This is a genomic window from Streptomyces sp. NPDC055506, from assembly GCF_053643595.1.
The window spans coordinates 38,302-56,933 of the sequence record NZ_JBSHKH010000009.1; the positions used below are offsets into that span (position 1 = coordinate 38,302).

At 71.7% G+C, this 18,632-nt stretch carries 17 protein-coding genes, 3 pseudogenes and 1 riboswitch; of the genes and pseudogenes, 8 read left to right on the plus strand and 12 right to left on the minus strand.

What is annotated here, in order from left to right:
* Positions 1-346 (minus strand): annotated as a pseudogene (locus ACWIF2_RS05895) (hypothetical protein); the annotation flags it as partial.
* Between the two features lie 41 nt (positions 347-387).
* On the minus strand, positions 388-1,473 hold the full coding sequence (locus ACWIF2_RS05900) for a GNAT family N-acetyltransferase (RefSeq protein WP_454358823.1): 1,086 nt from the start codon (positions 1,471-1,473) through the stop codon (positions 388-390).
* 171 nt (positions 1,474-1,644) lie between these two features.
* Here ACWIF2_RS05900 and ACWIF2_RS05905 point away from each other — a divergent pair, with 171 nt between their 5' ends.
* Complete coding sequence (locus ACWIF2_RS05905) at positions 1,645-2,493, plus strand: HAD family hydrolase (RefSeq protein WP_454358824.1); 849 nt, start codon at positions 1,645-1,647, stop codon at positions 2,491-2,493.
* On the opposite strand, the gene ACWIF2_RS05910 is transcribed toward ACWIF2_RS05905, so the two are convergent.
* Positions 2,457-3,227, minus strand: coding sequence for a transglycosylase SLT domain-containing protein (locus ACWIF2_RS05910; RefSeq protein WP_454358825.1), 771 nt, complete (start codon positions 3,225-3,227; stop codon positions 2,457-2,459). The genes ACWIF2_RS05905 and ACWIF2_RS05910 overlap by 37 nt on opposite strands.
* A 3-nt stretch (positions 3,228-3,230) precedes the next feature.
* Positions 3,231-3,401: riboswitch (cyclic di-AMP (ydaO/yuaA leader) on the minus strand.
* 509 nt (positions 3,402-3,910) lie between these two features.
* Here ACWIF2_RS05910 and ACWIF2_RS05915 point away from each other — a divergent pair.
* From ACWIF2_RS05915 to ACWIF2_RS05935, 5 genes and pseudogenes are all read left to right on the plus strand, one after another.
* A complete protein-coding gene (locus tag ACWIF2_RS05915; RefSeq protein WP_454358826.1) occupies positions 3,911-4,921 on the plus strand; it encodes a polyprenyl synthetase family protein in 1,011 nt (336 codons plus the stop codon).
* A gap of 219 nt (positions 4,922-5,140) precedes the next feature.
* On the plus strand, positions 5,141-6,364 hold the full coding sequence (locus ACWIF2_RS05920; RefSeq protein ID WP_454358827.1) for a LolA family protein: 1,224 nt from the start codon (positions 5,141-5,143) through the stop codon (positions 6,362-6,364).
* 41 nt (positions 6,365-6,405) lie between these two features.
* Positions 6,406-7,404 carry an ATP-binding cassette domain-containing protein gene (locus tag ACWIF2_RS05925; RefSeq protein ID WP_454358828.1) on the plus strand — a complete coding sequence of 333 codons (999 nt, stop codon included), beginning with the start codon at positions 6,406-6,408 and terminating at the stop codon, positions 7,402-7,404.
* Positions 7,391-8,272: an ABC transporter permease gene (locus tag ACWIF2_RS05930; protein WP_454358829.1), complete on the plus strand. Its 882-nt coding sequence runs from the start codon at positions 7,391-7,393 to the stop codon at positions 8,270-8,272. The genes ACWIF2_RS05925 and ACWIF2_RS05930 overlap by 14 nt, the downstream gene beginning before the upstream one ends.
* Positions 8,273-8,372: 100 nt before the next feature.
* A pseudogene (locus ACWIF2_RS05935) lies at positions 8,373-8,565 on the plus strand (zinc ribbon domain-containing protein); the annotation flags it as partial.
* Between the two features lie 34 nt (positions 8,566-8,599).
* On the opposite strand, the gene ACWIF2_RS05940 reads toward ACWIF2_RS05935, so the two are convergent.
* The 4 genes from ACWIF2_RS05940 to ACWIF2_RS05955 form a co-directional block, all read right to left on the minus strand.
* Positions 8,600-9,181 carry a flavodoxin family protein gene (locus tag ACWIF2_RS05940; RefSeq protein WP_454358830.1) on the minus strand — a complete coding sequence of 194 codons (582 nt, stop codon included), beginning with the start codon at positions 9,179-9,181 and terminating at the stop codon, positions 8,600-8,602.
* Positions 9,182-9,263: 82 nt separating this feature from the next.
* Entirely contained in the window at positions 9,264-10,439 is a 1,176-nt protein-coding gene (locus ACWIF2_RS05945; protein WP_454358883.1) for an amidase family protein, read from the minus strand.
* Positions 10,440-10,744: 305 nt separating this feature from the next.
* Positions 10,745-11,248: a DUF6668 family protein gene (locus ACWIF2_RS05950; RefSeq protein ID WP_454358831.1), complete on the minus strand. Its 504-nt coding sequence runs from the start codon at positions 11,246-11,248 to the stop codon at positions 10,745-10,747.
* A gap of 444 nt (positions 11,249-11,692) precedes the next feature.
* Positions 11,693-11,875 (minus strand): hypothetical protein, encoded by a 183-nt coding sequence (locus ACWIF2_RS05955; RefSeq protein WP_454358832.1) that lies wholly within the window; start codon positions 11,873-11,875, stop codon positions 11,693-11,695.
* Between the two features lie 508 nt (positions 11,876-12,383).
* Between ACWIF2_RS05955 and ACWIF2_RS05960 the strand changes: the two genes are divergently transcribed.
* Positions 12,384-13,271, plus strand: coding sequence for a hypothetical protein (locus ACWIF2_RS05960; RefSeq protein WP_454358833.1), 888 nt, complete (start codon positions 12,384-12,386; stop codon positions 13,269-13,271).
* Positions 13,272-13,287: 16 nt separating this feature from the next.
* Here the strand turns inward: ACWIF2_RS05960 and ACWIF2_RS05965 are convergent, their stop codons facing one another.
* The 3 genes from ACWIF2_RS05965 to ACWIF2_RS05975 form a co-directional block, all read right to left on the minus strand.
* Positions 13,288-14,235, minus strand: a complete 948-nt coding sequence (locus ACWIF2_RS05965) for a M28 family metallopeptidase (RefSeq protein WP_454358834.1) — start codon at positions 14,233-14,235, stop codon at positions 13,288-13,290.
* Between the two features lie 143 nt (positions 14,236-14,378).
* The gene (locus tag ACWIF2_RS05970; protein WP_454358835.1) at positions 14,379-14,852 is read right to left on the minus strand and encodes a VOC family protein; all 474 of its coding nucleotides are present in this window, start codon (positions 14,850-14,852) and stop codon (positions 14,379-14,381) included.
* 7 nt (positions 14,853-14,859) lie between these two features.
* The gene (locus tag ACWIF2_RS05975) at positions 14,860-15,285 is read right to left on the minus strand and encodes a winged helix-turn-helix transcriptional regulator (protein WP_454358836.1); all 426 of its coding nucleotides are present in this window, start codon (positions 15,283-15,285) and stop codon (positions 14,860-14,862) included.
* A 166-nt stretch (positions 15,286-15,451) separates the two neighbouring features.
* Between ACWIF2_RS05975 and ACWIF2_RS05980 the strand changes: the two are divergent.
* A pseudogene (locus tag ACWIF2_RS05980) lies at positions 15,452-16,531 on the plus strand (MFS transporter); the annotation flags it as partial.
* Positions 16,532-16,611: 80 nt separating this feature from the next.
* Here ACWIF2_RS05980 and rarD read toward each other — a convergent pair.
* Complete coding sequence (gene rarD, locus ACWIF2_RS05985) at positions 16,612-17,562, minus strand: EamA family transporter RarD (RefSeq protein WP_454358884.1); 951 nt, start codon at positions 17,560-17,562, stop codon at positions 16,612-16,614.
* A gap of 187 nt (positions 17,563-17,749) precedes the next feature.
* Entirely contained in the window at positions 17,750-18,604 is an 855-nt protein-coding gene (locus ACWIF2_RS05990) for an SDR family oxidoreductase (RefSeq protein WP_454358837.1), read from the minus strand.
* Positions 18,605-18,632: the final 28 nt, after the last annotated feature.

An 18,632-nucleotide genomic window follows, 5' to 3' on the forward strand; every position in this document is an offset into this window, starting at 1 on the left:
CGGGCTCACCGGGCTCACCGGGCTCACCGGGCTCACCGGGCTCACCGGGCTCACCGGGCTCACCGGCATCCGCGCGCGCGGACGGAAGGGGCGCACACTCCGCCCGCGCCCGCCCCGCCAGCACAACCCGCGCGTCCGCCCCCTTCGGCACCCGCCCGAGCAGCGTGCCCACGGGCCGGCCGCCCCTGCGGACCAGCACGAACACCTCGCCGTGCGTCACCGGCGGGCTCCCCGGACCGGGTCTGAGCACCGCCTCGTCACCGTCGAGGTCCAACTCGGCGACCTGAACCGCCCCGATGTCCAGGAACCGCCGAATCTCCTCCCGCGCACGCGCCGAACGAGCCATGCGCCCCTCACCCCCCACTCGTGTCAGGTACGAACTCGCGTTCAGGTACGGCGCAGCCGAGCCGCGCCCTTCAGGGTCCGCGCGGCCAGCGCCGCGAGCCGCGGCCTGGCGCGGACGAAGCTGTGCGCGCGGCGCGCCGGCTCGCGGCTCAGCCAGTGCAGTGCCGCGCCCGCCCCCGGCCGCGTCACCGCACCCTCGTACACGGGCAGTTCGCCCGTCTTCAGCGCGTCCTTGTACTCCGCCGCGCCCCGCCCCAGATCGAGCATGCCGATGCCCTCGGCGGCCGCCGCCTCGGCCATGCGCAGATGCAGCACCAGACCCGGCGAGTACTTCGCGAACTCCGGGTCGTAGGCCGGGAACCAGCAGGCCAGGACGGATGCCGAGCGCAGTCCGAAGTGCGCGGCGATGGGCCGCTCACCGGCGTACAGCACGGACAGGGTGCCGCTGCACTCCGGTGCCCGGGTCCGGGCCAGCCGTCCCACGAGCCGGGTGATCCACTCCCGTGCGAAGCGGTCCTGCCGGCCTGTCCTGCGGTACTGCGCCGACTTCCACTCCATGAGGGTGCGCAGTGCGGCCGGGTCGCGTTCGTCGAACACGAACCGGGGCTCGCCGGCCTGCCGTCCCAGCCTGCGCTCCTTGGCCAGGGTGGTCTTCAGGAACTTCGGCGACTGGGCACGCAGTACCGACTCGTACGTCTCGTAGCCCTTCTCCACGTCGATGACGTAGGTGGCGTGCTCCTCGGCCGCGTACCGGACGAACAGCCGCTGCTCGGCCTCCAGGTTGTCGAAGGCGAAGCTCGACATCGAGCAGGCCTTCAGGAGCCGGCCCGTGTCCAGGTCCAGGCCCGGCCGCAGGATCGCCCCCTGCGCGTCCGAGACGCCGAGCCCGATCGCCCGGCCCTGGCCCAACGGGCCCCGCTCATAGGGCAGGAAGCCGGCCGGCTCCAGCCCCTCGTACACCACCGCGACCCGGGCCTGCGGCCTCACCAGGCCGACGGCTTCGGTGAACTCCGGTTCCATGAATGGGTTGCGCGGTGCCTCGGAGGCAGCGCGCAGCGCGCGCCAGCGCTCCCTTTCCCCTTCGCCGAGCTCCCCGGGCCCAGCCACGCGAATGCGCCCACTGCTCAACTCGACCCCCCGATCAAGTCCCCCCTGGACACTTGGAAGGTACCGCCCGAGACGGCCTCGACGGTAGGTAGCGGACCATGTTGTTGCCAACTGGTGCAGAGGCCTTCAACCGGGCAATCGGTGTCCACGGCGCGGTGAAACGAAGGGGCGCGCTGTCCGTATTCTCAGATCATGGCCGCACCCATCGCATATTCACTCATCGCCACCGACCTGGACGGAACGCTGCTGCGCGGCGACGACACCCTCTCCGACCGGTCGCTCGCCGTGCTCGCGCGGGTGGCGGAGGCCGGTGCCCAGCACCTCGTGGTGACGGGCCGGCCGGCGCCGCGTGTGCGACCGCTCCTCGACGACCTCCGCTGCACGGGGCTCGCGGTGTGCGGGCAGGGCGCGCAGGTGTACGACGCCGGCGCGGACCGGCTGCTGTGGTCCATCACCCTGGACCGGGAACTGGCGGAGACCGCGCTCGGCAAGATCGAGGCCGAGGTGGGGCAGGTGTACGCCGCGGTCGACCAGGACGGGGTCGACGGGCTCACGCTCATCGAGCCGGGCTATCTCATGCCGCACCCGACCCTGCCGGCCGTACGGGTCGACCGGCGCGACGACCTGTGGTGCGAGCCGATCAGCAAGGTGCTGCTGCGCCATCCCTACCTGACGGACGACGAGTTGGCGGCGACGGCCCGTTCGGTGGTCGGCTCACTGGCGACGGTGACGATGTCGGGGCCCGGCACGGTCGAGCTCCAGCCGTGCGGGGTCACCAAGGCGACGGGCCTGGCGCTGGCCGCCGAGCATCTGGGGCTGCGGCCGGCGGACACCATCGCCTTCGGCGACATGCCCAACGACATCCCGATGTTCGACTGGGCCGGCCACGGCGTCGCGATGGCGAACGCCCATCCCGAACTCAAGGCCGTGGCCGACGAGATCACCCTGTCGAACGAGGACGACGGCATCGCCGTCGTCCTCGAGCGACTGCTGGGCGGGACGGCTCAGTACGGGCCGTTGACGTTGTCGATCGAGCCGTAGCGGTCGGCCGCGTAGTTGCAGGCCGCGGTGATGTTGGCGACCGGGTCGTACGGGTCCCACGACGTGCCGTCCACGTGGTAGGCCTGGAAGGTCGGGTCGATGGTCTGGAGCAGGCCCTTGGAGGGGGTGCCCTTGACTGCGTTGGAGTCCCAGTTGTTGATCGCCTGGGGGTTGCCGGACGACTCGCGCATGACGTTGCGGTAGATGCCGTCGTACGACCCCGGAATGCCCTTCTGCGCCATGATGTCCAGCGCCTCGCGGATCCATCCGTCGAGGTTGTCGGCGTAGGTCTTCGCGGAGGCCTGGGTGGCCTTGGCGACGCCGCCGGCGGGCTTCGCGGCCGGCTTGGCGGACGACTTGGTGGCCTTCTTCGTGGCGGCCGCCTTGGTCGTCGACACCTTCAGCTTCAGGCCCGGGTGGATCAGCTTCGGGTCGTCGCCGATGGCGGAGCGGTTGTCCTTGTAGAGCTTCTTCCAGCCGCCCGAGACGTCGTACTTGTCCGCGATGCGGTAGAGCGTGTCGCCCTTGGTCACGGTGTACGAGAGCGACTTGGGCTGGGCCGCCTGGGGCACGGACTGTGCGACGGCGGGGGCGCTCTGCGGCGCCTCGGCGGCGCTCGCGTAGGTGGCTCCGAGGAGCGGGAGGGTCAGTGCCGCTCCGCCGGTGCCGGCGATCGCGACACCTCGGGAGAGCGGGTTGGTTCTGGGGCGACGGTGCTTGCCTCGTCCGGCCATGGCGATATTCCTCTCCGGCGCCTGCGAGGTGAGCTGTCGGGTTCGGGCCGGGAGGTGCCCGGCCGCGTACGGCGGTGTACTGCCGTGCGCGGCTTCACCCCGAGCCGTGCCGCTGTGCGGACCGGCGACTTACCTGGGTCCCCCGCTCCTGCCCTGCGTGAGTGAGTCGGTTCGTGTGGGGGTCCGGGCGGCGGCAGGATTCGGCGTCCGCCGGACAGGCCGGGAACGTATGCGAGAGCACATGTCGGGAACAAGCGCCGGAGTCACATATCGCGCGGTTGACCTTGGTCAGGGGTGTTTGGTCCGCTTGATCCTTTGCGAGAGCCAAGGCTCAACTGGCGTTCGGCTGAAGGAGGTACGGGTCGATGCCGGGGTGGCGCGACAAAGGGGTTAACGTGATTCAACTCACTGATCACAAGCCTGTGGGGCAATTGCCGTCAAAGGGGATTTGCTCAATCGTCATGGCAAATCGTGAATATCTCACTATCGACTGGTAAGTCGACAAATGTCTGTTCTTATGGCCCGATCAAAAACATAACGGTCGTGATCAGATACCACCCGGCCTGTAACCATGGGCGCTGGCGGTGATCGAAACGTGACCGGATACGCTGACTCGAGTGATGGCAGCGACCTATCGACAATCCGCGTAATCACCGGCAGACACAGCAGACAGGAGACCCCTCGTGACCGACGTCGGGCCGTTCGGGCTGAGCGTGCGGGACCAGGCTCTGGAAGCCGATGTCCAGGCCGGGTTGGCGGCTGTCGAGGAAGGCTTGTTCGAGGCCACCAAGAGTGAGGTGCCCTTCATCACGGAGGCCGCCCAGCATCTGGTGCGGGCCGGCGGCAAGCGGTTCCGTCCGCTGCTCGTGATGCTCTCCGCCCAGTTCGGCGACCGGTACGCGCCCGGGATCGTGCCGTCGGCCGTCGTCGTGGAGCTGACCCACCTCGCCACGCTGTACCACGACGACGTGATGGACGAGGCGACGGTGCGCCGCGGGGTCGCGAGCGCGAACACCCGCTGGGACAACTCCGTCGCGGTCCTCACCGGCGACTTCCTCTTCGCCCGTGCCTCGCACACCCTGGCCGACCTCGGTCCGGAGGCGGTGCGGGTGCAGGCCGAGGCGTTCGAACGGCTGGTGACCGGGCAGATCCTGGAGACGGCCGGACCGCAGGACGGCCGCGACCCCGTCGAGCACTACCTGGACGTGCTGGGCGGCAAGACCGGTTCGCTGGTGGCCGTGTCGTGCCGGTTCGGCGCGATGATGTCCGGCGCCGACGAGACGACCGTGGACGTGCTGACCCAGTACGGCGAGCGGCTCGGCGTCGCCTTCCAGCTCGCGGACGACGTCCTGGACATCGCCTCCGACTCCCACGAGTCCGGCAAGACCCCCGGCACCGACCTGCGCGAGGGCATCCCCACGATGCCGGTGCTGCGGCTGCGCGAGCGGGCGGCCCGGCTCGGGCTCGCCGACGACATCGCCCTGTGCGAGCTGCTGGACTCCGACCTCACCGACGACCAACGGCACGCCGAGGCCCTGCGCCTGCTGCGCGCCCACCCGGCGCTGGAGCAGGCCCGGAAGGACACCGTCCGCTACGCCCAGGACGCCCGCTCGGCGCTGGCCCCCCTGCCCGAGTGCGCCGCGAAGACGGCACTCGTGGAGCTGTGCGACGCGGTGGTGCACCGGGCCGGCTGACCGGCAACCCCTACGGGTCGGGGGAGAAGCCGCCCCTCCGTGTCATACCCCAGCAGTACGTGGAGTTGAGTCCGCGGTCTGACGTATCTCCCTGGCCGATTTGGTCAGATGGAAACCACGGAAAACACCAAACCTCACCTGTTCGGGTGAGAATGGCGGCCAGGGACGAGTGCGTGGACGACACGGACAGCCGCCGCCGACCACGGAGGTAGGGCACACATGGCACCGTACGCATCCGACGACAGCACGACCGCCGGGGAGGTCGACGAGCAGCGTTCCGGACGGCGCAAGGCCGCGCGGTACGTCGTACCCGTCACGGTGATGGGGGTGGCCGCCGCGACGATCGGGCTGGTCCCCGCACTCGCCGACTCCGGTGATCCCGACCTCCCGAAGATCACCGCACAGCAGCTCATCGAGAAGATCGCCAAGTCCGACGTCCAGCAGCTGTCCGGCACCGTGAAGATCAGCACGGACCTCGGGCTGCCGGACCTCGGCGGGCTGGAGAGCAGCCTGATGTCCGGTGCCGCGAGCCAGGGCGAGGGAGGCTCCTCCGCCGACCCGACCGCCAAGCTCACGGAACTGGCCTCCGGCACCCACACCCTGCGCGTCGCGGCCGACGGCCCGGACAAGCAGAAGCTGTCGCTGCTGGAGAACGCGGCCGAGTACAGCATCGTCCACAACGGCAAGGACGTCTGGGCCTACGACAGCAAGTCCAACGAGGTCCACCACGGCACGGCCTCCGAGAGCGGCAAGGACCAGCAGCCGCCGGCCACGCCGAAGGACTTCGCCGAGGAGGCGCTCAAGGCCGCCGACGAGACGACCTCCGTGACCGTGGACGGCACCGCCCAGGTCGCCGGCCGGGACGCCTACAAGCTGCTCATCAAGCCGAAGCAGTCCGGCTCGACGGTCGGCGCGATCACCGTGGCCGTGGACGCGAAGACGGGCACGCCGCTGAAGTTCACGCTGACCCCGGCGGGCGGCGGTTCCGCCGTCGTCGACGCGGGCTTCACCCAGGTCGACTTCGCCAAGCCGGCCGCCTCGACCTTCGACTTCACTCCGCCGAAGGGGGCGAAGGTCACGGAGGAGAAGGCGTCGGAGGAGAAGGCGTCCGGCAAGGCCGAAGCGCGCGAGCACGCCCCGAAGTCCCTCCCGAAGTCCGATGAGGACCTCGGCAAGGGCCTCGACGGCATGAAGACCATCGGCGAGGGCTGGAACTCCATAGCCACCTTCGACACCGGCGGCGAGGGCGTGCCCTCCGGCGAGGCCGGCGGCGAACTCGGCGGCTTCATGGACTCGCTCGGCGACAAGGTCACCGGCAAGTTCGGCTCGGGCACGGTCTTCTCGACCCGACTGGTCAACGCCCTGATCACGGACGACGGCAAGGTCTACGTCGGCCTGGTCACCAAGGACGCGCTCGTGAAGGCGGCCGACGCCGGGAAGTAAGTCCCCTGCGGCCACGGGGCACAGAGAGAACGAGGAAGCCGATGGGCGAACCGTCCGCCACGGAGCCCGAGCGCGAGCCGGAGCCGAGCGGCGCGGATGCCGCGGCCGGGGAACCGGTCATCGCCACCCGCGCGCTCACCAAGCGCTACCGCGGCGGACAGCTCGCCGTCGACGGTCTCGACCTGACCGTCCCGGCGGGCAGCGTCTTCGGCTTCCTCGGCCCCAACGGCTCCGGCAAGACCACCACCATCCGCATGCTGATGGGCCTCATCGAGGCCACCTCCGGCACGGCGCGGGTCCTCGGGCAGCCCATGCCCCGGGCCACCCGCGCCGTGCTGCCGCACGTCGGCGCCCTCATCGAGGGCCCGGCCCTCTACGGCTTCCTCTCCGGCCGCGACAACCTCATCCGGTACGACTCGGCCGACCCGGCCGCCGATCCCCGCACCCGGCGGGCCCGGGTCGCCGCCGCCCTGGACCGGGTGGGGCTGACGGCCGCCGGGGGCAAGAAGGCCAAGGCGTACTCACTGGGCATGAAACAGCGCCTGGGCCTCGCCGCCGCCCTGCTCCAGCCGCGCCGGCTGCTCGTGCTCGACGAGCCGACCAACGGCCTCGACCCGCAGGGCATGCGCGAGATCCGCACCCTGATCCGGGAGCTGGCCTCGGACGGCACGACCGTCTTCCTCTCCTCCCATCTGCTCGACGAGATCGAGCAGGTCTGCACCCACGCGGCCGTGATGGCCCAGGGCCGGCTGCTCACACAGGGCCCGGTCGCCGAGCTGTCGGCGGGGGCACGCGGCCGGCTCGTGGTGACCACGCCGGACCCGGCGGAGGCGGCCCGGGTGCTGAAGGAGCAGGGCGTCGGCGACCTCGTCGTCACCGACGACCGGGTGACCGGCGAACCGCCGGACCGCGACCTCGCCGAGGTGAACGCCGCGCTGGTGACGGCCGGGGTACGGGTGCGCGGCTTCACGGTCGAACGGGCCTCGCTGGAGGACGCGTTCGTGGCGCTGACCGGGGAGGGCTTCGATGTCGCAGGCTGACACGGCGAAGGCTGCCGTACGCCGGGTGAGCCCGCTGTGGACCTTCGGGCTGCTGCGCAGCGAGCTCACCACGACCTTCCGGCGCTGGCGCACCCTCGCGCTGCTGGCCGTCCTCGCGGGCGTGCCCGTGCTGGTCGGCATCGCCGTCAAGATAGAGACGGGTGACGGGTCGTCGCCCGGCGGCGGAGGGGGCGGAGGGCCGGCCTTCATCTCGCAGATCACCAACAACGGCCTGTTCCTCGTCTTCACCGCCCTGGCCGCCACCCTCCCGTTCTTCCTGCCGATGGCGATCGGGGTCGTCGCGGGCGACGCGATCGCCGGCGAGTCGAACTCCGGCACCCTCCGCTATCTGCTGGTCGCCCCGGCAGGCCGCAGCCGGCTGCTGCTCACCAAGTACGCGACCGTCGTCATCTTCTGCCTGGCGGCCACCCTGGTGGTCGCCGTCTCCGCGCTGACGGTCGGCGCGCTGCTGTTCCCGCTCGGCGACCTGACGACCATCTCCGGCACCCAGATCAGCTTCGCCGAGGGCCTGGGCAGAGCCCTGCTGATCGCCCTCGCCGTCGCCGCGTCACTGATCGGCGTCGCGGCGCTCGGCCTGTTCGTCTCGACGCTCACAGGCAGCGGCATCGCGGCGATGGCGACCACCGTCGGCCTGCTGATCACGGTCCAGATCCTCGACCAGATCCCGCAACTGCACGCCCTCCAGCCGTACTTCTTCTCGCACTACTGGCTGTCCTTCGCCGACCTCATGCGCGAGCCGGTCTACTGGGACGACCTGGCGAAGAACCTCGGCCTCCAGGCCCTGTACGCGGCGGTCTTCGGCTCGGCGGCCTGGGCCCGCTTCACGACGAAGGACATCACGGCCTAGGACTCACACGCCGTCGGGGTTCACCTGTTTCTTGCGAGGAGGCCCTGGCGTTCACGCCGCGGAGGAATCGCCGCATCGGGTTCAGGGCGGGGAGCGCCGTGAGATTGGCCGCAAACACGGGCGCGATGTGCGCCTCGTACATCCCGCGCACACCACCATGGACTGCACGCAGTGCGGAGCGAGAACCGAGCACGCACTTCCTCTGTGGGCGCACCTACACCTGCACCGCCTGCGGAGCCGTCTCGCCGCGAGACAAGAACTCCGCGGGAGCGCTGCTCCCGAAGGCAGCCTGAGCCAGGAATCCCCCTCGTTCGCGAGGGGGAGGATTCAATTCTCGTAGAGGAACCGGGCGGGCGGGGCCTCCTGGGTGAAGAACGTCTTCGCGCGGGTCAGCGCCTCGGTGTCGTTCACCACGTCACCGGGCTTGCTGCCGTTGCCGAGCAGCACCCCGCCGAAGCGCATCCCCATGTACGCGGCCGAGTTGTGGAGCGTCCCGATCAGCGGGTCGGCGACGACCTCCTCCCGGTGCGCGAGGGCGGTGACGCCCCACAGGGTGCGTCCGGCCAGGGTCGCCTTGAAGTCGAGGCCGGGCGTGCGCAGCCAGCCCGACCAGTAGTCCAGGTAGCGCTTGGTCTGCGCCGAGACCGAGTACCAGTACAGGGGCGAGGCGATCACGATGTCCGTCGCCGCGAGCGTGGCGTCGAGCAGCAGGGCGAGGTTGCCCTCGGTCGGGCGGACATGGTCGCTGTCGTGCCGCAGGTCCTCGAAGTCGGGTATCGGGTGCTCGGTGAGGTCGATCCACTGCTGTTCGACGTCCGGGGGCAGTTGCTCGGCGGCCCGGCGGGCCAGCAGCTCGGTGTTGCCGTCGGCGCGGGCACTGCCCAGGACGAAAAGGAAACGGCGGGTCATGTGTCCCCCAGAAGGAAGGCGTACGGCGATTACGCGCGCATGCATCATATGCGTGCGCATTCAAATCCGCCAGGGGTGGCCGTCAGCTCCCGATACGCGCCTCCGCCTCCCGCGCCACGGCCAGCAGCAGCGCCTCCCGCCCGTGCGGCGCCACCAGTTGCAGTCCGGCCGGGCAGCCGTCCCCGCCGAAGCCCGCCGGGAGGCTCAGGGCCGGATGCCCGCTGAGGTTGAACGCCCAGGTGAGAGAGGTGGAGTAGCGGTCCCCCGGCCCTTCGTGGCCGTGCGGCGCGGTGGGTGCCGTGGGCGTCAGCAGCAGCTCGGCATCCCCGAACAGCCCGGCCAGCCGCAGGTCGTTCTCCGCCCGGACGCGGTGGGCCCCGGCCAGGTCGGCGCCGGGTGCGCGCAGCGCGAGCCACGCGGGCCCGGGGTCCGTGAGCCGCAGCGGCACCCGGGGCCGTACGAGCCGTACGACACCCGTCGCCACGAGTCGTTCCACCGCGGCCTGGGCGAGTGCGACGGGCTCCGGATCGGGCCCGGCGAAACCGAGGTCGGGGGACCAGGCGGCGGTGACGGGCAGGGGCGGGAGGACGGGCTCGGGCTCGCCGGACACCACCTGCCACCAGCAGGCCGCGTCCGACGCCGAGCGGGCGAGCACGCCGGGGACGGCAAGTCCCGTGCGGTCGGCGGAGGGCAGCCGCCCGACCGTGGCCTTCAGCCCGACGACCCCGCACCACGCCGCCGGGATCCGCACCGACCCGGCCCCGTCGCTGCCCGTGGCCAGCGGCACCAGCCCGGCGGCCACCGCCACGGCCGACCCGGCCGAGGAACCGCCCGGCGTACGGTCGGCCCGCCACGGGTTGACGGTCCGGCCGCGCGCACCGAGCCCCCAGGTCTGCCACGGCGTCCCCGGCCCGGGCACGGAGGTGGCCCCTACGGCCACCACTCCGGCCGCGAGCAGCGGCCCCGCCGCCCGCAGCCCGTGCCGCCCCTTCACGGCGATGGGCACACCGGCGAGGGGCAGTGCCCCGCTCGCCGCTGTGAAGCTGTCGGACTCACTCGTGTGGGGGACGCCACCGGGTCTGTCGGCATTACTCGTACGAGGGGCGCGCCCGGGGCTGTCGGCTGCGCTCGCGCGAGGGACATCCCCGTGCGGGTCGACTGCGCTCGTGCGAGGGCCACCCCCTGACCTGCCGACTGCAGTCGCGCCAGGGACACCTGGCCTGTTGGCACCACTCGTGCGAGGGGTGTCCCCAGAGATGCCGGCATCACTCGTGCGAGGGACGCCCCGGCGCCCGGCCGCCGCGCTCCCGCAGGGGACATCCCCCGACCCGTCGGCGTTGTCAGCTCCGCTCAAGCCGGGTGCGCCCTCGGCCCTCCGTTCGAGCAGCGCGTCCACCTCGCCCGCCCGTCGCAGCGCCTCCTCGTGCCACACCTCGACGAACGCGCACAGCTCCGGATCGGCCCGGTCGATCCGTTCCAGGGCCGCCGCGACCACGTCGACAGCGCGCAGCTCCCGGGCCCGTACGCCCGCCGCGATCTCCTGGGCCGACAGGGGGAAGGCCGTCAGCGTGCCGCTCCCGTCAGCCTGGCCAGGGGTGCCGTCTCGCGCGGCGGGTGGCCCAGTTCGCCGAGCCGCCAGGACGGCACCCATGGCACGCGGTACACGTCGATGACCGCCTCAAGGGACTTGACCCGCTGGGCGAGCGGGCGCGGCAGCCGGCCCGGGGCGTCCGCCACCAGGACGACGCCGTCGAGGTCGAGACCCTGCGGAGCCTGACCGCGCCGGAAGATCTCCACCGCACCGGCGACCGTGTCCAGCCCGGCCGCGTGCGTTCGGGCGACCAGCAGCACCGACGGCGGGGCGCCCGGCGCGGGCCAGGCACGGCCGCTGTCATGACCGCCGTAGACCGCGGCGAGCGTGGAGACGCCCGCGCCGCCGTGCGTGCCGACCCAGGAGAAGCGCCGGGCCGCGGCATGGGCGTGGGCCGGCTCCGGCGGTCCCGGCTCCTGGGTGGTCACCGGGCCGCGGATCCAGATCTCCGGGCCTTGTCGCACGCCTGTCTGCATGCACCTCTCCTCCCTCGTACTCCCGATCTTCATGCCAACCGGAACAACGCGCGCCGGGGCCTACAGTCCTTGGGACGAGCCTGTGACACCGCGGTGACGTGAGAAACGGGAGCGAGCGGACACACTCGACAGTAGGTGTACGACGCCGAGTGAGGGGACGATGTCGCGACTCAGCCGCGAGAAGAAGCGGGAACAGAAGCAGGCCGCACACGCGGCGACCCCGGCGGCGCCGATCGACGTCCATGTCCCCAGGACAGGGCACGGTGCCGGACCGAGTGCCGGGGCCGGAGCGCCGGGCGTGTCCGACGGCGCGTCCGTCGGCGGCGTCCCGGTCTTCGCGGCCCCCGGCGAGGAGCTCCACAAGGCCGTCCTGAACCGCCTCCACCACATCGCCCTCGCCACCGGCCACGCGGTCCTCGCCACGATCCACGACGAGCGCATCGGCTACGTCGTCCCCCTCCGGGTCGACCCGGACGGTTCCAGCCACTTCACGGCCGAGCCGGTCCGTACGACACCGCCGGAGGAACCGGCCACCGGACGCCCGCCGCAACCACCCACGACTGGCGCGGCGACGTCCTCGCCCATGCCTGGCGCGGCGACGTCCCGGCCCACTTCCGGTGCGGCCACGGAGTGGCCTCCGGCGGGCGCGGCCGCGGAACGGCCGATGGTCGGCGCAGCGACGGAACCTCCTACGGCCGGACCGGCGACGGAGTGGCCTCCGGCGGGTGGGGCTTCGGACCGGCCGACTGCCGGCCCAGGTACAGAACCTCCCACGGCCGGCCCGGCGACGGAGTGGCCCCCTGCGGGTGCGGCTTCGGAACGGCCGACGGCTGGCGCAGCCACGGAGCCTCCCATGTCCGGCGCAGCCACGGAGTGGCCCCCGGCAGAAGCGGCTTCGGATCGGCTCCCGGCCGGCGCAGCCACAGAACCTCCCACGGCCGGCCCGGCGACGGAGTGGCCCCCGGCCGGCGCGGGTGCGGAACCGCCAACGGCCGGCGCGGGTGCGGAACCGCCAACGGCCGGCACGGCTGCCGACCCGCCCGCGGTCGGCACAGCCACGGAACAGCCCGTAACCGGCACCCCCGCTCCGGGCACCCCCGCTCCGGGCACCCCCGCCCCGAGCACCCCCGGACCCATGCCACCCGCTGCGGCGGAGCAGGAGCAGCCGAGCAAGCCCCCGCGGAGCGACAGCGCCACGCATGTCCTGCGCCCCGTACCGGAGTCGGGCGAGCTCGGCGCGGCCCCGACGTTCCGGCTGCGCGCCGTGCAGGAGCCCCCGCGGCCCGCACCGGAAGACGCGCCTCCGGGCCATGCCACACCGCCCGGTACCGTCGCGCCCCCGACCGGTGAGTTCGGGCCGCCTCCGCCCATGGACGCGAGGCCGCTCCCGCTCCCCGAATCCGGTCCCGCCGCCGTGCCCCGGCGCAGCGGGAAGCCCGACCCCGTGCTCGAAGCGGAGTTGCTCGCCGACCTCGATGCCAAGCCCACCCCCGCCCGCGGTTTCGACGCGGTCGCGGAGGCCATGTTCGGTGACGAACCTTCCGGCGCACAGGGCGACTCCGGAGCCCCCGGCCACCTCGTCGCGGAGCCGATCACGCGGATCAACGAGGCCGTGAAGGAGGGCAGGATCGACGCCGCGGCCGCGCTGGCGGACCAGACCGTCGCGCAGGCGTCGGCGACGCTGGGGCCGGAGCACCCCGAGGTGCTCCGGCTGGGTGAACTCAGCGCGTACATCGCCTACTTGGCGGGCGACCCGCTCCGCGCCTTCCGGCTGTCTCTCGACCTGGCCGGTGCCCGCCGCCGTACGGGCGACGGGGAGGCCGCGTACGGCAATGTGCAGAGCGCGGCCACCGCCTGGCGGGCCGTGCGCGACCCGGCGCTGGGGCTGGAGCTGGGGCGCGACCTGATCGGCCTGTGGACCGAGCTCGCCGCCGAGGACGGCCCTGCCGCCGAGGAGGTCGAGCAACTGGAGTCGGCCCGGGCCCGCATGGGCCGCCTCACGGAACGCGCCCGCAACCAGTAGGGGAGAGCGGCCGGAACTACTCCGACAGCTCCCACACCGCGTACGCGACCGCGTCGCTGTTGCGGTCGAGGGCCGTGTCGTTGATGTTGGCGGTGGTGTCGCAGGAGGAGTGGTAGCAGCGGTCGAAGGCCTGCCCGGCCGTACCGCCCCACTTGGCCGCCTGCGCCGCCGTCTTCGCGCGGCTGGCCCCGGTGAACAGGCCGCCCACCGGCACGCCCGCGCTCTTGAACGGCGCGTGGTCGGAGCGGCCGTCCCCCTCGGTCTCGATCTCGGTCGGGACGCCGAGGCCGCTGAAGTACTCCTTGAAGGTCTTCTCGATCGCCGGGTCGTCGTCGTAGACGAAGTAGCCAGGGTTCGAGGAGCCGATCATGTCGAAGTTGAGGTAGGCGCTGATCCTGGAACGGTCCCCGGTCGCCAGCCGGTTGACGTAGTAGCGGGAGCCGACCAGGCCGAGTTCCTCCGCGCCCCACCAGGCGAACCGCAGATGCTTGGTGGGCTTGTACTGCGAACGTGCCACGGCGAGGGCGGTCTCCAGGACGGCGGCCGAGCCGGAACCGTTGTCGTTGATGCCGGGCCCGGAGGAGACGCTGTCGAGGTGCGAGCCGGCCATCACGACCTGGCTCGTGTCGCCGCCGGGCCAGTCGGCGATCAGGTTGTAGCCGGTGCGTCCCGAGGCGGTGAACTGCTGGAGCGTGGTGGTGAATCCGACGGCGTCCAGCTTGGCCTTCACGTAGTCGATCGAGGCCTTGTAGCCGGTCCGGCCGTGTGCGCGGTTGCCGCCGTTGGCGGTGGCGATGGACTGCAGCTGGGTCAGATGGGCCTTGACGCCCGACAGGGGGATGTCGGGCGCCGCCGCCGGTCTCGGGGGAGCGGACGCGGCATCGGCCACGGCACCGCCGGTCAGGAGCATGACAGCCGCTATGCCGCCTGCTGCCACGGCACGCGCGGAAACGGAGAGCTTCATGTGGGGACTCCGAGTTCCTACGGGCAGCCCGTGGGGTGTCCGCAGGCCGCCCACGCTGAATGGGGTGCCTGGATGGTGAAGCTGTCACTGACTCTCCGTCAAGAGCCCGAACAGGACAGGGCGTTACCGGACCCGCCTCAGTGCTACTGCACGCAGAACTCGTTCCCCTCCGGGTCCGCCATCAGCGCCCACTCGCCGCCCTGCTCCGCCACGCGCCGCAGTACCCTCGCCCCGAGCCCTTCCAGCCGCGCGACCTCTTCCTCGCGCCGCCCCTCGCCCGGGTGCAGATCGAGGTGGAGCCGGTTCTTGACCGTCTTGGTCTCCGGCACCCGCTGGAACAGCAGCCGCCGCCCCAGCCCGGTCCCGCTCTCCTCCTCGAACGGGTCCTCGGGGTGCCGTACGGCGATCAGGTCGCGGAAGGCGTGACGGCCGTGCGACTCGACGATCAGCTCCTCCGGTACGACACCGGCACCGAGCAGCTTCCCGATGAGGACGCTGTTGTCCTCCACCTCGTAGTGGAGCGCGGCGGCCCAGAAGTCGGCCTGCGCGTGCGGGTCGTTCGCGTCGATGACGACCTTCCAGTGCACGGGGGCGGGACGTGCCGGTGTCTGTGTCATGTACCAGTTATACGGGCCGGGTGTCGTACGCGGTCCGGGCCGCGGCGATCTCCTCCTGGTGTTCCTCCGTCCAGGTCACCAGGGACTGGATCGTGGTGTGCAGGGTCCTGCCGAGGGAGGTCAGTTCGTACTCGACCCGCGGCGGCACCACCGGGTGCACGGTCCGCTTCACCAGCCCGTCCCGTTCCAGCGACCGCAGGGTCACCGTCAGCATCCGCTGGCTGACCCCGTCGATCTCCCGGCGCAGCTCGGTGAAGCGCAGCCGCCGGTTCTCCAGCAGCGCGATGACCAGCAGCGACCACTTGTCGGCGATCCGGTCGAGGATCTGCCGGACCTGGCAGTCCTCCCGGGTGTCCCACTGGAAGGGATCGGCGTCGCCGTAGTCCACGGTGCTCTCGCAGTTACTCGGTGACTTCGAAGTGCCTTCTTCCATGTCTCCCGATGCTGCCGCAGGCTGGTCATGGTTACAAGAGGGAACCGACCCTCAGTTGCGTAACCGACTGACGGCGGAGGAGTGTGGACTGATGGGCACCCGTGCCTGGGCGCTGTTGCTCGTTCTGTGCGGAACGATCTTCCTCGAAGGCATCGACATCGCGATGATGGCGGTGGCGATCCCGGCCATCCGCTCCGACCTGGGTCTTGGCACCGACACCGCGGCGTGGGTGATGAGCGCCTACGTGCTCGGCTACGCCGGCTTCACGCTCCTGGGCGGCCGGGCCGCCGACCTGCTCGGCAGGCGCCGGATGTTCCTGCTCTGGCTGACCGTCTTCCTCGCCTTCTCGGGGCTGGGCGGCTTCGCGACCGAGGGCTGGATGCTGGTCGTCGCCCGGTTCGTGACGGGTGTCGCCGCCGCCTTCATGACCCCGGCCGCGCTCTCCCTGATCACCACGTCGTACGAGCAGGGACCGCAGCGCAACAAGGCCCTGCTGATCTTCGCCGGGACGGGCGCGGCCGGCTTCTCCCTCGGCCTGGTGGTCGGCGGCGTGCTCACCGAGTTCGGCTGGCGCTGGGTGTTCTTCGCGCCGGTGCTGCTGGCCGCGGCCCTGCTCGTCCCCGCCGTACGGCTGATCCCCCGGAGCGACGCTCCGAGGGCCCGCCGGGGCACCTTCGACCTGCCCGGCGCGATCACCGCCGCCGGCGCGATGCTGCTGGCCGCCTACACCGTCGTGCGCCTGGAGCACGGCCTGCGCGACTGGCCGCTCACCGTGGCCTCGGGGCTGGCGGCGCTGCTGCTGGCCGGTGCCTTCGTCGCGGCCGAACGCCGCTGCCCGGACCCGCTCGTCCGTCTCGGCATCCTGCGTCAGGGCCCGGTCGTGCGCGCCGACCTCGGGGCGCTGCTCTTCCTCGGCGCCTTCTTCGGCTTCCAGTTCATCGTCACGCTCTACCTGCAGGAACTGCGCGGCTGGTCGTCCCTCGAGACTGCGCTGGCCTTGATTCCCATGGGCATCGACGCCGTCCTCGCCCCGACGCTCACACCGCGGCTGGTCGCCCGCTGGGGCAACGCCCGCGTGATCGTCGGCGGTTTCGTCCTGGCCGTGGCCGCGTACGCGTTGTTCCTGCCGGTCGGCATGGGCTGGTCCTACGCCGTGATGTTCCCGACGCTGTTCCTGGCGGGCTCCGCCTTCGCCCTGGCCTACGGGCCGCTGACCATCGCGGCGACGGACGGGGTCGCCGAGTCCGAGCAGGGGCTGGCCGGAGGGCTGCTGACCACCGCCACGCAGTTCGGCTCGGCGATCGGCATCTCGGCGGTGACCGCGGTCTACGGCCTGGCGTCCACCGGGTCCGGCCCCGAGGCCACGCTCTCGGCGTTCCGGGCGGCGCTGGTCGTGCCGGTCGTCCTGGTGGTGCTGGGCACGCTGATCTCGTCGGTGAGCGCGCGGGCGGCGCGGCGGGCGGTGCGCAGCGCGTCCCAGGTGAGCAGCGTCAGCGCCAGCCACACCAGCGCGAACCCGGCCCAGCGCTCCGGCGGCATCTCCTCGTGGAAGTAGAGGATGCCGAGCAGGAACTGGATGACCGGCGTCGAGTACTGCAGCAGGCCGATGGTGGACAGGGGCACGCGGATGGCGGCCGCGCCGAAGCAGATCAGGGGCAGCGCGGTGACGATGCCGGCCGAGGCGAGCAGGGCCGCGTGTCCCGCGCCCTCGGTGGTGAAGGTGGAATCGCCCTGCGCGGTCAGCCACACGAGGAAGCCGAGCGCGGGCAGGAACTGGATCGCGGTCTCGGCGGCCAGTGACTCGATGCCGCCGAGGCCCACCTTCTTCTTCACCAGCCCGTAGGCGGCGAAGGAGAAGGCGAGGCAGAGCGAGATCCACGGGGGCCGGCCGTAGCCGATGGTCAGCACGACGACCGCCACGCAGCCGGTCCCGACCGCCGCCCACTGCACCGGCCGCAGCCGCTCCTTCAGCAGCAGTACGCCGATCCCGATGGTGACCAGCGGGTTGATGAAGTACCCGAGCGAGGCCTCGACGACGTGTCCGGAGTTCACGGACCAGATGTACAGGCCCCAGTTGACGGTGATGACCGCCGCGGCGACCGTGATCAGCGCCAGCTTGCGCGGCTGCCGCAGCAGCTCTCCGGCCCAGGCCCAGCGGCGCAGCACGAGCAGGGCGGCGCCCACGAAGACCAGCGACCACACCATCCGGTGGGCCAGGATCTCCACCGCTCCCGCCGGCTTCAGCAGGGGCCAGAACAGGGGGACGAGCCCCCACATCCCATAGGCGGCGAAGCCGTTCAGCAGTCCTATGCGTCCCTCGGCCCTCGGCTTGCCGGTCACGGCCCCCTCCTTCGCACGTGGTGTTCCGCGACCACGAAGGTAACGCCGAGTACCCCCGGCTGTCATGGCCGTATCGGCATACGGTCATGACACCCGGGGGTGAGGGCGGGTCCGCCGAGGGAGTTCAGCCCTTGAGCGCGGCGGCGATGGCCTCGGAGAACGGCGTGGTCGGACGGCCGGCCAGGCGGGACAGGTCGCCGGTGGAGACGACCAGCTCACCCTTCTCGATGGAGGCGTCGACCCCGGCCAGGATCTGGGCGAACTGCTCGGGCAGCCCGGCGCCGGCCAGGATGCCGGTGAGCACCTCGGGCGTGACCGCGTTGTAGGTGATCTCCTTGCCGGTCTGCCGGCTCAGCTCGGCCGCGTACTCGGCGAAGCTCCACGCGGAGTCGCCGCCCAGCTCGTAGGTCTTGTTCTCGTGCCCCTCACCGGTCAGCACGGCGACGGCGGCGGCGGCGTAGTCGGCGCGGGAGGCGGAGGAGACCCTGCCCTCGCCGGCGGCGGCGACGACCGCGTTGTGCTCCAGCACCGGGGCGAGGTTCTCGGTGTAGTTCTCGTGGTACCAGCCGTTGCGCAGCAGCGCGTAGGGCACGCCCGAGTCCAGCAGGGCCTCCTCGGTGCCGCGGTGGTCGTCGGCGAGCGCGGCGGTCAGGCTGCCCGGGGCGCTGGTGTAGGCGAGCAGGGCGACCCCGGCCGCCTTGGCGGCGTCGATGACGACCTTGTGCTGCTGTACACGGCCCTTGTCGAACTCGTTGCCCGAGACCAGGAGGACCTTGTCACCGGCGGAGAAGAGGCCGTCGAAGGACGCGGGGTTGTTGTAGTCGGCCAGTGCGATCCTCACCCCGCGGTCCGCGAAGTCGGCGGCCTTCTCGGCGTTGCGGACGACCGCGGTGATCTGCTCGGCGGGAACCTTCTCCAGCAGCTGCTCCACGACGTGACGGCCGAGCTGTCCGGTGGCTCCGGTGACGACGATGCTCATGGTGATGACTCTCCTTGTGGGGTGCGGT

Bases quoted from the DNA above. Each gene is read 5' to 3' on its own strand.
- ACWIF2_RS05905 (WP_454358824.1), top strand. From the start codon at position 1,645: ATGGCCGCACCCATCGCATATTCACTCATCGCCACCGACCTGGACGGA.
- ACWIF2_RS05910 (WP_454358825.1), bottom strand. From the start codon at position 3,227: ATGGCCGGACGAGGCAAGCACCGTCGCCCCAGAACCAACCCGCTCTCC.
- ACWIF2_RS05920 (WP_454358827.1), top strand. From the start codon at position 5,141: ATGGCACCGTACGCATCCGACGACAGCACGACCGCCGGGGAGGTCGAC.
- ACWIF2_RS05925 (WP_454358828.1), top strand. From the start codon at position 6,406: ATGGGCGAACCGTCCGCCACGGAGCCCGAGCGCGAGCCGGAGCCGAGC.
- ACWIF2_RS05930 (WP_454358829.1), top strand. From the start codon at position 7,391: ATGTCGCAGGCTGACACGGCGAAGGCTGCCGTACGCCGGGTGAGCCCG.
- ACWIF2_RS05940 (WP_454358830.1), bottom strand. From the start codon at position 9,181: ATGACCCGCCGTTTCCTTTTCGTCCTGGGCAGTGCCCGCGCCGACGGC.
- ACWIF2_RS05950 (WP_454358831.1), bottom strand. From the start codon at position 11,248: ATGCAGACAGGCGTGCGACAAGGCCCGGAGATCTGGATCCGCGGCCCG.
- ACWIF2_RS05960 (WP_454358833.1), top strand. From the start codon at position 12,384: ATGCCACCCGCTGCGGCGGAGCAGGAGCAGCCGAGCAAGCCCCCGCGG.
- ACWIF2_RS05965 (WP_454358834.1), bottom strand. From the start codon at position 14,235: ATGAAGCTCTCCGTTTCCGCGCGTGCCGTGGCAGCAGGCGGCATAGCG.
- ACWIF2_RS05970 (WP_454358835.1), bottom strand. From the start codon at position 14,852: ATGACACAGACACCGGCACGTCCCGCCCCCGTGCACTGGAAGGTCGTC.
- ACWIF2_RS05975 (WP_454358836.1), bottom strand. From the start codon at position 15,285: ATGGAAGAAGGCACTTCGAAGTCACCGAGTAACTGCGAGAGCACCGTG.
- rarD (WP_454358884.1), bottom strand. From the start codon at position 17,562: ATGTGGGGGCTCGTCCCCCTGTTCTGGCCCCTGCTGAAGCCGGCGGGA.
- ACWIF2_RS05990 (WP_454358837.1), bottom strand. From the start codon at position 18,604: ATGAGCATCGTCGTCACCGGAGCCACCGGACAGCTCGGCCGTCACGTC.